Origin of the sequence: Actinosynnema sp. NPDC059797 (assembly GCF_042732085.1) — a bacterium.
Classification (GTDB): Bacteria; Actinomycetota; Actinomycetes; order Mycobacteriales; family Pseudonocardiaceae; genus Actinosynnema.
In genome coordinates this window covers 1-11979 of the sequence record NZ_JBHWIE010000226.1, presented here as the reverse complement: position 1 = coordinate 11979, position 11979 = coordinate 1, and the positions used below count along the sequence as shown (strand labels likewise).

At 73.3% G+C, this 11979-nt stretch carries 13 protein-coding genes; 8 read left to right on the top strand and 5 right to left on the bottom strand.

Annotated features, from left to right (window positions below; all coding sequences use genetic code 11):
- Positions 1-25 precede the first annotated feature (25 nt).
- On the top strand, positions 26-1459 hold the full coding sequence (locus ACFV4N_RS31780) for a gluconokinase (RefSeq protein ID WP_499676327.1): 1434 nt from the start codon (positions 26-28) through the stop codon (positions 1457-1459).
- Here the strand turns inward: ACFV4N_RS31780 and ACFV4N_RS31775 are convergent.
- Entirely contained in the window at positions 1426-2616 is a 1191-nt protein-coding gene (locus ACFV4N_RS31775; RefSeq protein ID WP_499676326.1) for an MFS transporter, read from the bottom strand. The genes ACFV4N_RS31780 and ACFV4N_RS31775 overlap by 34 nt on opposite strands.
- Positions 2617-2701: 85 nt before the next feature.
- Between ACFV4N_RS31775 and ACFV4N_RS31770 the strand changes: the two genes are divergently transcribed.
- Both ACFV4N_RS31770 and ACFV4N_RS31765 read left to right on the top strand, forming a co-directional pair.
- The gene (locus tag ACFV4N_RS31770; RefSeq protein WP_499676325.1) at positions 2702-3118 is read left to right on the top strand and encodes a Fur family transcriptional regulator; all 417 of its coding nucleotides are present in this window, start codon (positions 2702-2704) and stop codon (positions 3116-3118) included.
- Between the two features lie 31 nt (positions 3119-3149).
- Positions 3150-4598 carry a catalase gene (locus tag ACFV4N_RS31765; protein ID WP_499676324.1) on the top strand — a complete coding sequence of 483 codons (1449 nt, stop codon included), beginning with the start codon at positions 3150-3152 and terminating at the stop codon, positions 4596-4598.
- Positions 4599-4728: 130 nt separating this feature from the next.
- Here the strand turns inward: ACFV4N_RS31765 and ACFV4N_RS31760 are convergent, their stop codons facing one another.
- Entirely contained in the window at positions 4729-5796 is a 1068-nt protein-coding gene (locus ACFV4N_RS31760; RefSeq protein WP_499676323.1) for an alpha/beta hydrolase, read from the bottom strand.
- Between the two features lie 79 nt (positions 5797-5875).
- On the opposite strand from ACFV4N_RS31760, the gene ACFV4N_RS31755 reads away from it, so the two are divergent.
- The 4 genes from ACFV4N_RS31755 to ACFV4N_RS31740 all read left to right on the top strand — a co-directional run bounded on the left by ACFV4N_RS31755 (position 5876) and on the right by ACFV4N_RS31740 (position 8446).
- Positions 5876-6436 (top strand): NADPH-dependent FMN reductase, encoded by a 561-nt coding sequence (locus tag ACFV4N_RS31755; RefSeq protein WP_499676322.1) that lies wholly within the window; start codon positions 5876-5878, stop codon positions 6434-6436.
- A 114-nt stretch (positions 6437-6550) separates the two neighbouring features.
- Positions 6551-6973 (top strand): organic hydroperoxide resistance protein, encoded by a 423-nt coding sequence (locus tag ACFV4N_RS31750; RefSeq protein WP_499676321.1) that lies wholly within the window; start codon positions 6551-6553, stop codon positions 6971-6973.
- A gap of 15 nt (positions 6974-6988) precedes the next feature.
- Positions 6989-7465 (top strand): Dps family protein, encoded by a 477-nt coding sequence (locus ACFV4N_RS31745; protein ID WP_499676320.1) that lies wholly within the window; start codon positions 6989-6991, stop codon positions 7463-7465.
- Positions 7466-7561: 96 nt separating this feature from the next.
- The gene (locus tag ACFV4N_RS31740; protein ID WP_499676319.1) at positions 7562-8446 is read left to right on the top strand and encodes an RICIN domain-containing protein; all 885 of its coding nucleotides are present in this window, start codon (positions 7562-7564) and stop codon (positions 8444-8446) included.
- Between the two features lie 65 nt (positions 8447-8511).
- Here ACFV4N_RS31740 and ACFV4N_RS31735 read toward each other — a convergent pair whose 3' ends face one another.
- From ACFV4N_RS31735 to ACFV4N_RS31725, 3 genes are read right to left on the bottom strand one after another with little or no spacing between them, the layout of a single operon-like run.
- Complete coding sequence (locus ACFV4N_RS31735) at positions 8512-10323, bottom strand: S9 family peptidase (RefSeq protein ID WP_499676318.1); 1812 nt, start codon at positions 10321-10323, stop codon at positions 8512-8514.
- Complete coding sequence (locus ACFV4N_RS31730) at positions 10320-11126, bottom strand: class I SAM-dependent methyltransferase (protein WP_499676317.1); 807 nt, start codon at positions 11124-11126, stop codon at positions 10320-10322. Before ACFV4N_RS31730 ends, ACFV4N_RS31735 begins: the two co-directional genes overlap by 4 nt.
- Before the next feature lie 53 nt (positions 11127-11179).
- Positions 11180-11410, bottom strand: coding sequence for a hypothetical protein (locus ACFV4N_RS31725; RefSeq protein WP_499676316.1), 231 nt, complete (start codon positions 11408-11410; stop codon positions 11180-11182).
- 259 nt (positions 11411-11669) lie between these two features.
- Between ACFV4N_RS31725 and ACFV4N_RS31720 the strand changes: the two genes are divergently transcribed.
- Positions 11670-11870 (top strand): hypothetical protein, encoded by a 201-nt coding sequence (locus ACFV4N_RS31720; RefSeq protein WP_344034214.1) that lies wholly within the window; start codon positions 11670-11672, stop codon positions 11868-11870.
- The last annotated feature ends 109 nt before the right edge of the window (positions 11871-11979 follow it).

Sequence of the window (11979 nt, the reverse complement as noted above, 5' to 3'; positions counted from 1 at the left end):
TTCCCGGCCGGGTAGGTTCATGACCATGGCTGAGGTGGTACTCGCGATCGACCTGGGAACGACGGCGACCAAGGTCATCGCGGTGGACCGGCACGCGGGCGTGGTGGCGTCGGCGGAGCGCGGCTACCCGATGCGCACGACGCCCTCCGGCGAGGCGACCCACGACCCGGACGAGGTGCTGGGCGCGGCGCTGTCCGGGTTGCGCGAGGTGGCCGCGCAGGGGCACGACGTGCGCGCCCTGGCGCTGACCGGCGCCATGCACACGCTGCTCGGCTTGGGGCCCGACGGCCGGCCGGTGACGCCGTCGCTGAGCTGGGCGGACAACCGCGCCGTCGAGCAGACCTCGCGGTTGCGCGGCACCGCCGCGGGCCTGGAGCTGCACCGCGCCACCGGCACGCCCGTCCACACCATGTCGCCGCTGGTCAAGCTGGCGTGGTTCGCCGAGCAGGGCTTCGCCGCCGACCGGTGGTGCGGGCTGAAGGACTACGTGGCGGCCGAGCTGACGGGGCGGCTGGTCACCGAGCACTCGTCCGGGTCGGCCACCGGCCTGATGGACCTCCGCTCCCTGACCTGGCACCCCGGCGCGCTGGAGTACGCGCGGGTGACCGCGGACCGGCTGCCCGAGCTGCTCGCGCCCACCGACTGGCTCCCGCTCGCCCTCGACGTGCCGGGGCTGGTGCGCGGCACCCCGGTCGTGCTCGGCGGCGGCGACGGGCCGCTGGCCAACCTCGGCGTGGGCGCGGTGGTGCCGGGCGTGGCCGCGGTGTCGCTGGGCACGAGCGGCGCGCTGCGGGTGGTCCGCGACCAGCCCGGCGTGGACGCCGGGGGGCGCGTCTTCTGCTACGCCATCGCCGACGGCCTGTGGGTGCTGGGCGGCGCGGTGAGCAACGGCGGCGTGGTCGCGCAGTGGGCCTCGGAGGCGTTCGGGGCCGACGTGGTGGAGCTGCTGGAGGAGGCCGCCGCGGTGCCGGTGGGCGCGGCGGGCGTGACGGCCCTGCCGTACCTGCTGGGCGAGCGCGCGCCGTGGTGGGACCCGGACGCGTCGTCGGCCGTGGTGGGGCTGCGGCGCGAGCACGGGCGCGCCGAGGTGACCCGGGCGCTGGTGGAGGGCGTGGCGCAGCAGTTGGCGCTGGTGCTGGACGCGGTGCGGTCGGTGGCGGACGTGCACGCGGTGCGGGCGACCGGCGGCGCGTTCCGCAGCGACCTGTGGGCGACGGTGCTGGCCTCGGCGCTGGGGTTGGAGCTGGAGGTCGCCGAGGACAGCGAGGGCTCGGGCGTCGGCGCGGCGCTGCTGGCGTGGCGGGCGCTGGGCGAGCTGCCGTCCCTGACCGCGGCGGCGGACCTGATCAAGCCGACGAAGGTGGTCCCGCCGGACGAGGGCGCGATGCGGCACTACGCGGCCGCCCGCCCCGCCGTGGAGCGGCTCTACCGGGCGCTGAGGGAGCTGGTCGGCGGCTGAGCCGACGCGGTGCGGCGGTCCAGGGCGATCGTGCCGAGCGCGATCGCCACCGCGCCCGCCCCCGCCGCCGCGAACCCCCACCCCGGCGCGGAGTGGTCGATCACGAACCCGACGAGCGGCTGCCCCAGCGCCACGCCCAGCGTGAACGCCGACCCCTGCAACCCCATCGCCACCCCCCGCGCCGACGCGGGCGCGTGCGCCGTGATCGCCTCGCCGGTCGCGGTGATCGTCGGGGCGCACAGGAGGTTCGTCGGCACCAGCGCCAGCGCCAGCAGCCACGGCGAGGAGCCGAGCAGGCCGATCGGCACGGCCAGCAGCCCCATGCCGCCCATCAGCGCCCACAGCGGCGGCACGCGCGGCAGCGCGCCGTACACGAAACCGCCGACCAGGGACGCCGCGCACATCACCGCGACCACCGCGCCGGTCCACCCGGTGAGCCCCAGCTCGCGCATGGACGCCACCACCGCCACCTCGACGCCGGACAGCACGAACGTCGCCCCGCCCGCGCTGACCAGCACGCCGAGCAGCCGGCCGTCGAGCCACTGCCGGACCGGCACGCGCTCGCCGCTCTCGCCGTCGTGCCGCACCGGCGGGTCGACCACCCACAGCACCGCGCCGATCAGCACCATCGCCGTGCCGATCGTCCACATGGCGGTCCGGCTGGAGGCCTGGGTCACCAGCGCCACGCCCAGCGCCGGCCCGGCCATGAACGCGACCTCGACGGCCATCGAGTCCATCGCCAGCGCGGCGCGGCGGCCCGACTCGGGCACCAGCGCGGTCAGGATCTGCCTGCCCAGCGACATGACGGGCATGATGGTGATGCCGGTCAGGAAGCACGTGACCAGCAGCACGGGGTAGTCGAGCTGCGGCGCGACGAACCAGAAGACGCCCTCGGTGACGATCGACACGGACACCATGGCCCGCAGCCCCCGCCGGTCGACCAGCCGCCCCATCAGCGGTGAGCCCAGCGCGGCGCCGATGGTGCTGAGCGCGCCCACCAGGCCCGCCTCGCCGTAGCCGCGCTCCAGGCCGAGCAGCACGTGCATGGTGACGGTCATGCCCGCCGCGGTCGCCGGCACCCGCGCGACCAGCATCAACAGCATGAAACCGGGTACGCGCGGGGTGCGCAGGACGGCGAGGTACGGGGCGACGTTCACGTGGCCATCTTCACCCGTCCGGGCAACAACTTTAACGAGTCGTTTTCTTGACTGGTTCAAAATTACGTGATGGAGTGGTGGAGCCATGACCACAGGACCTCGTGAGCTGCTCAAGGACGCCGGGCTGCGCGTCACCGCGCCCCGGCTCGCGGTGCTCGACTGGCTCGCGGAGCACCCCCACGCCACGGCCGACCAGGTCGCCGAGGGCGTGCGGGCGAGGTTGGGCTCCGTGTCCACGCAGGCCGTCTACGACGTGCTGAACGCGTGCTCAGGGGCGGGGTTGTTGCGCCGGATCGAGCCCGCCGGACACCCGGCGCGCTACGAGACGCGGACCGGCGACAACCACCACCACCTCGTGTGCCGGTCGTGCGGGCGGACCGCGGACGTCGACTGCGTCCACGGCGCCGCGCCCTGCCTGGAGCCCTCCTCCGCGGAGGGCTTCGCCGTGGACGAGGCCGAGATCCTGTTCTGGGGCCTGTGCCCCGGGTGTCAAGGGCACTGACTGCCGCACCCCACAAAAGGAGCTGGAAAGCGTGACCCAAGCGCGTCACACCACCAACAACGCGGGCATCCCCGTCGCCAGTGACGACCACTCGCTGACCCTCGGCGCGAACGGGCCGATCCTGCTGCAGGACCACTACCTGATCGAGAAGAACGCCCAGTTCAACCGCGAGCGGGTGCCCGAGCGGGTCGTGCACGCCAAGGGTGGCGGCGCGTTCGGGCACTTCGAGACGACCGAGGACGTCAGCCGCTTCACCAAGGCCGCGCTGTTCCAGCCGGGCGTGAAGACGGAGGCGCTGCTGCGCTTCTCGACCGTGGCCGGCGAGCTGGGCTCGCCCGACACCTGGCGGGACCCGCGCGGCTTCGCGCTGAAGTTCTACACGACGCAGGGCAACTACGACCTCGTCGGCAACAACACGCCGGTGTTCTTCCTGCGCGACCCGATCAAGTTCCCCGACTTCATCCGGTCCCAGAAGCGCCGCGCCGACACCGGCCGCCGCGACCACGACATGCAGTGGGACTTCTGGACCCTCCAGCCGCAGACCGCGCACCAGGTCACCTGGCTGATGGGCGACCGGGGCATCCCGAAGACGTGGCGCCACCAGAACGGCTACGGCTCGCACACCTACCTGTGGGAGAACGCGGCCGGCGAGAAGTTCTGGGTGAAGTACCACTTCAAGACCGACCAGGGCATCGAGAACCTGACCTCGGAGGAGGCCGCGCGGATCGCCGGCGAGGACGCCGACGCGCACCGCGCCGACCTGTGGCACGCCATCGAGCGCGGCGAGTTCCCGTCCTGGACGCTGCACGTGCAGGTCATGCCGTACGCGGACGCGGCGACCTACCGGTTCAACCCGTTCGACCTGACCAAGGTGTGGCCGCACGGCGACTACCCGCTGATCAAGGTCGGCAGGCTGGTGCTCGACCGGAACCCGGCCGACTACTTCGCCGAGATCGAGCAGGCCGCGTTCGAGCCGACCAACCTGGTGCCGGGCATCGGCCCGTCGCCGGACAAGATGCTGGTCGGCCGGATGTTCTCCTACCCGGACGCCCACCGGTACCGCATCGGCGCGAACTACAACGAGCTGCCGGTGAACCGGCCGAAGTCGCCGGTGAACTCGTACTCCAAGGACGGCGCGATGCGGTTCGCCAACGCGTCCGACCCGGTGTACGCGCCCAACTCCTACGGCGGCCCGCACGCCTCCGCCGCGGTGGCCGGCGAGGTCACCACGACCTACGGCGTCGAGGACGAGGCCGTGCGCGCGGCCTACAAGCTGCACGCCGAGGACGACGACTGGGGCCAGGCCGGCACGCTGATCCGCGAGGTCATGGACGAGGCCCAGCGCGAGCGCCTGGTGAAGACCGTGGTCGCGCACGCGTCCAACGGCGTGTCCGAGCCGGTGCTGGAGCGCGTCTTCGAGTACTGGCGCAACATCGACAAGGAGACCGGCGACAAGATCGCCGCCGCCTTCGGCAGGTGATCCGCCCAGAGCCCGGCATGTAGCCCTGCCAGGTGAGGCCGCCCGGTTCCGGCACCGGGCGGCCTCTTGGCGTCCACGGCCTCTCGGCGTTCGCGGTCTCTCGGCGTTCACAGTCTCTCTGCGGCCGCGGCTAGGCGGTCTCCTGCACGTCCTGCCGCGCGTTGGCCAGCGCCAGCCCGGTGCGCAGCGACCCGACCGCCTCGGCCACGGCCTCCCGGAACACCCCGCCGACGCCGAGGATGTTCGCGAAGCCGTGGAACAGCCCGGGGTGCCGCCGCAGCACCACCGGCACGCCCTGCTCGGCCAGCTTCGCCGCGAACGCCTCGCCCTCGTCGCGCAGCGGGTCGAACCCGGCCGTCGCCAGGTAGGTCGGCGGCAGGCCGCTCAGGTCCTCCGCCAGCAGCACCGACAGCCTCGGGTCGGTGTGCGACTCGCGCGACGGCGCGTAGTGGTCCAGGAACCAGTCCATCTTCTCGTCGGTGAGGAAGAACCCGCGCCCGAACAGGTCGCGCGACCGCCGCCGCACCGAGGCGTCCACCGCCGGGTAGAACAGCAGCAGGAACACGGGCTTGACCTCGCCCGCCCCCAGCGCGGTCACCGCCGCCAGGTTCCCGCCCGCGCTGTCGCCGCCCAGCGCGATCCGCCGCGCGTCGGCGTTCAGCTCGCCGGCGTGCGCGACCGCCCACTCGAACGCGGTCCACGCGTCGTCCGCGGCGGCCGGGAACGGGTGCTCGGGCGCGAGCCGGTAGTCCACCGCCAGCACCCGCACGCCGCCCTCGACGGCCAGGAACCGGCACAGGTTGTCGTGGCTGTCGAGGTCGCCGCTGACCCACCCGCCGCCGTGGTAGAAGACCAGCAGCGGCGAGCCCGCGGGCAGGTCCGTCGGCTCGTAGAAGCGGGCGCCGACGCCGCCCGCCGACAGCGCGCGCACCGCCACGCCGTCGATGACCGGCCCGCACACGAGCTGGTTGCTGCGCGACAGCGCGAGGCGGTTGGCCGCGGGCGTCGTCGTGCGCCAGTCCTCGCCGCTGAGCTGCTGCAACCGCAGCAGGAGCTGGGCCTCGGGGTGCAGCCGCTGGCCGTCCACGGTGATCGGGCGGCCGGTGATCAGCCGCCGCAGGGGAGCGGGCAGCCCGAAGGCGAAGCGCAGGGCGCCGGCGAGGACGCCGGAGGGTACCGATTCGGCGAGCTTCGACATGAGACCCACGTTACTAGCCGGTAGGTCCGTAGGCGAGGAGTGGACCTCGACCTAGGTGGAGGTGGCAGTATCGGTGACCATGACGGTCACCGTGGTGGGCATCGGCGGTTCCCTCCGCCCCAATTCGCAGTCCGAGCGGGCCCTGCGCATCGCGCTCGGCGGCGCGGCCGAGGCGGGCGCCAAGACCATCGAGGTCTGCGGGCCGGACCTGGTGCTGCCGTTCTACGACCCGGCGGTGGCCGACCGCGCGGACAACGCCCGCCGGCTGGTCGAGGCGCTGCGCGCGGCCGACGGCGTGGTGCTGGTCTCGCCCGGCTACCACGGCACGGTGTCCGGCCTGGTCAAGAACGCCCTGGACTACGTCGAGGACCTGCGCGGCGACGACCGCCCGTACCTGGACGGCCGGGCGGTCGGCTGCGTCGCCACGGCCATGGGCTGGCAGGCGTCGGTGACCACGCTGACCGCGCTGCGGTCGATCGTGCACGCGCTGCGCGGCTGGCCGACGCCCCTGGGCTCGGCGGTGAACTCGCAGGAGGTCGACTTCGACCTCGAAGGCGGCTGCACGGTGCCCTCGGTGGCCGAGCAACTGCGCACGATCGGGCGACAGGTGACCGAGTTCGCCGTGTCGAGGGCGGGGTGAGCGGGTAGCTCTCCCCCGAGGGCGTGAGCTGCCGCACCACCCGGTGTGGATCAGGGCCGGCGCGGCGTTGCACCGGTGGCGGGGATCAACCACCAGCTCAGAGGAGAGCGTCAGATGCAGGTGCTCTACACGGCGGAGGCCGTCGCGGTCGGCGACGGGCGCAACGGCGAGGTCCGGTCGTCCGACGGCGTGCTCGACGAGCAGCTGGCCACCCCGAAGGAGCTGGGTGGCCCCGGTGGCGACAAGACCAACCCGGAGCAGCTGTTCGCGGCCGGTTACGCGGCCTGCTTCCACAGCGCGCTGAAGGTCGCCGCCCGCCAGGCGCAGGTCCGGCTCGGCGAGACGACGGTCACCGCGAAGGTGGACCTGGGTCCCGACGGCGGCGGCGGCTTCCAGCTCGGCGTGGCGCTCGTCGCGCACCTGCCGGGCGTCGAGCAGGCCGCGGCCGACGAGCTGGTCGCGGTGGCGCACCGGATCTGCCCGTACTCCAACGCCACTCGCGGCAACATCGAGGTGGCCGTCAGCGCCACCGTCTGAAGGAGGCGTCAGGCAATGAGCAAGAGCCCGATCACCAGTTCGCTGTCCGAGTCCGACAAGGCGGCGGTGGGAGCGGTCCTGCAAGCCACCCTGGTCGACCTGATCGACCTGTCCCTGGTCGCCAAGCAGGCGCACTGGAACGTGGTCGGCAAGAACTTCCGCAGCGTCCACCTCCAGCTCGACGAGCTGGTGACCACCGCGCGGACCTACACCGACGAGGTGGCCGAGCGGGCCGCCGCGCTCGGCATCTCGCCGAACGGCAAGGCCAGGACCGTGGCCGAGGGCTCGGGCGTGCCCGAGTTCCCGGAGGGTTGGCTGAAGGAGGCCGACGTCGTCGGTGCGGTCGTGACCGCGCTGGCCAAGCTGGTCGAGCGGCTGCGCGCGCGGATCGACGAGACCGACAAGTCCGACCTGGTCACCCAGGACCTGCTCATCGAGATCACCAAGAACCTGGAGCAGGCGCACTGGATGTGGCAGGCCCAGCAGGCCTGAGCACCTGTGTGACGCGACGCGGCCATCGGGGTGACCCGGTGGCCGCGTCGCGCTATTCGCTCCGGATCGTCGGTGCCCGCCCCTAGGGTGGGGAGCGTGAAGAGGGGATCACTGAGCGTAGTAGCCGCTGCGGCGGTCGCGCTCGCGACGGGGGTAGTCGCACCCTTGCCCGCCCACGCGGCGGGCAACGAGGTGCTGGAGATCAGGAGCGTGGCCCTGGGCGGCTGCGCGGGTTCCGCCGGGGGCACCTCGGAGGTGCGGGTGGCGCCGTGCACCGGCGGCCCGGAGCAGAAGTGGGAGCGCATCCCACTGGCGGGTGACACGTTCCTGCTGCGCAACCTGGGCAGCGGTGACTGCGTGTGGCGCATGAAGCGCTTCGGGTGCGAGGACGAGGACGAGTACCAGCGGCTGGCGTTCGAGCCGGACGGCGACGGCGTGGTCCGGCTGCGGGAGGTGGCCTCCGGCGGGTTCGCCGACTCGACCGGCAACCACCTGTTCGGCCTGATCTCGCGGGACCGCCTGGACACCGACCACCAGCGCTGGCGGGTGGCGGTGCTGCCGGACGTCGTGCCGCCGCCGGTGGACACGACGGGACGCGTGGTCACCGTCCGGAGCCTGGACGAGGGCACGTGCCTCACCAACGTGTCCGCGCTGCTGATCAGCCTCCGGGCCTGCTCGGGCAGCGCGGACCAGCGGTGGCGGCGGGTCGAGCTGGGCGACGGCGCGCTCGTGCTGCGGAACGAGACCTCCGGGAGCTGCGTCCAGCTGTCGGACCGCGGTTCGAACGTGAACACGTGGGAGCCGTGCGACACCGCGAACCCGCGGCACCGGTGGCGGCTGGAGACCGACCCGCTCGGCCGGCACCGCCTGGTCAACGCCCACGACGGCGGCTACCTGACGCCCCTGACCGACTCGGTCACGACCTACAAGCGCGTGCCGGCCCTGACCTGGCAGGAGTGGGAACTGACCGCCGCGTCCTGACCGCCGCGTCCTGATCGGGTGGCCCCCCGGTGGTCCGCTCCGGACCACCGGGGAGCGCACGCGCCTCAGCCCAGCACGCGTCGCACGAACGCGACCTCCGCCGCGGTCTGCCGGATGGTCTCCGCGACCACCAGCGAGCCGTGGCCGGCGTCGTACCGGTACACCTCGTAGTCGGCGCCCCGCTCGGCCAGCCGGTCCAGGTAGTTGTCGATCTGCCGGATCGGGCAGCGCGGGTCGTTCTCGCCCGCCAGCACCAGCACGGGCGCGCGCACCGCGTCCACGTAGGTCAGCGGCGAGCACTCGCGGTACCGGTCGGGCAGCTCCTCCGGCGACCCGCCGAACAGGGCCCGGTCGAACGCCCGCAGCGGCTCCATCTCGTCCTCGTAGGCGGCCAGGTAGTCGGCCACCGGCACGCCGGCGACGCCCGCCGCCCACAGCCCGGGCTGCGTGCCCAGCGCCAGCAGGGTGAGGTAGCCGCCCCACGACGCGCCGTTGACCACGCACTTCGCCGGGTCGGCGAACCCGGAGGAGACGGCCCAGTCGTGCACCGCCGCCACGTCCTCCAGCTCGGTCAGGCCCGGCCTGCCCTCGATCGCGTCGCGCCACTTCGAGCCGTAGCCGGTGGAGCCGCGGTAGTTGACGTGCACCACGGCGTACCCGGCGTCCAGCCACACCGCGCGGTAGGCGGAGAACCGGTCCTCGTCGGCCGAGTGCGGCCCGCCGTGCAGGTGGAACACGGTCGGCAGCGGGCCCTCCGGCGCGTCGGCCGGCCGCGCGACCAGGGCGTGCACCTCGCCGACGAACACGTCCTCCAGCGGCACCGACCCCGGCGCCTCGTGGCCGGGCGGGGACAGCAGCACCCGCTCGTCGCCGTCCGAGCCGAGCACCCGCACCACGCCGGGCCTGGCCGCCGAGGACCACGAGTACTCCACCGCGCCGTCCGGGCGCACGTGCGCGCCGCCGACCGTGCCCGGCGGGGTGTCCAGCGCGGTCAGCTCGCCGGTGGCCAGGTCGTAGCGGTGCAGCGTGTTGCGCGCCCGGAAGGTGTGCGCGACCAGCAGCGCCCGCGCGTCCGGGTACCAGTCGGCGCTGATCTCGCCGGGCAGGTCGATGACGACCTCGGTCTCGGTGTCCGCGGCGACGTCCCAGATCAGCAGCTCGTCCTTGCCGCGCCGCTCGTGCCCGACCAGCAGCCGGTTGTCGCCGCGCACCGGGCTGAACGCGATCGCGTCGAGGCCCTTGCCGGGGCCGTCCCACTTCTCCGCGACCCGCTCGCCGGTCGGCGTCACCACGCGCAGCGCGGCGTGCCGGTTGTCGCCGTGCTCGGAGTGCGACAGCACGACCAGCGTCTCGTCCTTGGACAGCGCGGACACGCCGCCGTCGTTCTCGTGTTGGTAGACCACCTCGGCGGGGCCGCCGCCGCGCGAGACGTACACGGTGGTGCCGTCGTCGGTCGAGGTGCCGACGGCGACCACCTCGTGGCCGATCTCCAGGCCCGCCGGGTACCCCGCGGGCACGCCCGCCACGGCGGGCTCCGCGTCGCGCCCCGCGCCGAACGGCTCGCTCACCCAGGTGCCGAACTCGTCGCCGTCGGTGTCGTCGAACCACCAGATCGCCTCGCCGTCGGGCGTGAGCGCGGCGTGGGAGGTGCCGTTCGGGCGGTCGGTGACCTTCCGGTGGGTGTCGCCGGCCCGGTCCCAGGCGTAGACCTCCCACACGCCGCTCGCGTTCGACAGGTACAGGTTGCGGTCCGGCGCGTCGTCCGCCCAGCCGGGCAGGCTGACGCGCGGCGCGGTGAAGCGGGCGCGCCAGCGCGCCTCGGCCTCGGCGTCGGGGAACAGCGGGTCGGGTACTGCGGCGGTCGGGTGCGTCGTCACGCCCCCGATCCTGCCGGCTTCGCGCCGGTGACCAGGTAGTAGTCGAGCAGGCCCCGCTCGGCTGCCCGCCGGTAGGCGCGGTCCCACCCGTCCGGGTGAGGTCCGAGTTCGAGCCAGCGGTCCAGGCCCCGCCACACGTGCTCGCCGATGCTCGTCGCGGTGACGTCCGCGAAACCGGCGGCGCGCAGGTGGGCGAGCACCTCGTCGACGGGGTGGGCCAGGTCGAGGCCGCGGGTGAACGACCGCACCAGCCGGACCAGCTCCGGCACGGCGGCCGCGGTGGTGGCGAAGAACGTGGTCAGGGCCAGCCGGCCGCCGTCGGCGAGCACGCGCGCGCCCTCCCGCGCGAAGCCCGGGACGTCCTCGAAGTGCTGGGCGGCCTCCACGGACAGCAGGCGGTCGAAGGAGGCGTCGGGGAACGGCACGTCGTGCGCGGCGCCGAGGGCGAACGCCACGCGCGGGTCGTCGTTGGCCGCCGCGGCGCGAGCCACCTGCTCCGGCTCCAGGTCCAGCCCGCGGACCAGCGAGGGGTGGTGGCGCAGCGCGCGGCGGACGCCCACCCCGTGCCCGCAGCCGACCTCCAGCAGGCGATCGCCGGGACGGGTGGCGAGGGCGTCGAGGACCACGTCGTAGAGGGCTTCCTGGCTGGCGACGCGCTGCTCGGTGGTCAGGTGGCCGTCGAGGTCCACGCCGCGCCAGTAGCCGAAGTTGATGAAGCCGCCGGCGAACACGGGCAGGTCGGCCAGGTCGCCCAAGCCGTACATCCGTCGACGCAGGGCGATGCGTTCCACTCGATCTGTCATCACCCGATGATGGCCACCGGACAACAGAAAGCAACTGAGCGTGAGGAACGATCTCAGTCCCGGTGTTCCAACTCCTCCTCGAAGATCCGATCCACGGTCAGCGAGGCCCGGCGCAACGCGCGAACCGCGAGCGCCGACACCGCGGCGAGAACCCCCGTCACGAGCCCCGCCACGGGCGAGACCAGGACCGCGACAACGGCGACCACCCCCACGATGACCTGGGACCACACCAGCAGGGCGAGTCGGCTCTTGGCGGCGGGACGGACGGCGGAGGTGACGCTCATGGGACTCTCCTCGACTGGTCGGCGCCGGCCCTCGGACCCCGGTCCCGGCGCACTGCCTCGTCGTCGCCCAGCCCCCGGCGGTTGTTACGTTCAGTGAGTTGAATCGTCAACTGTTCACTCTTAAGGAGTAACAGAACGTGACAACCCCTCACGCTCTCCTGGGCAAACAATTTGGCAACAGCGGTGAGTAGTGCGTAACGCCCACGTTCGGACGAACGAAGTTCCGTGCATACGCACCCGAACAGGGGAGGTCCAACCGATGATCGAGAACACGGTTCGACAGGGCGGCCGAGTGCCGTGCGTGGACGCCCTGGGTCGTCGCCGGACCCTGGAGGTGTCCCTCACCGAAGACGGCGACGTGTGCATCCACACCCCACCCGGCGAGTCGGCGAAGCTCGATTGGAACGAGGTGGGCGAACTGCTCCGCAAACTGGCCGAACTGCGCCCGCACGCACGCTAGCTCTGCCTTGTGGGGGTGCAACCCCCACACCCCGCCCGGCGGGCTCCGCCCCCGGACCCCGGCCGGGGTTCGCACCCCTGGACCCCCGCCGGGGCTGTCGCCCCTGGCC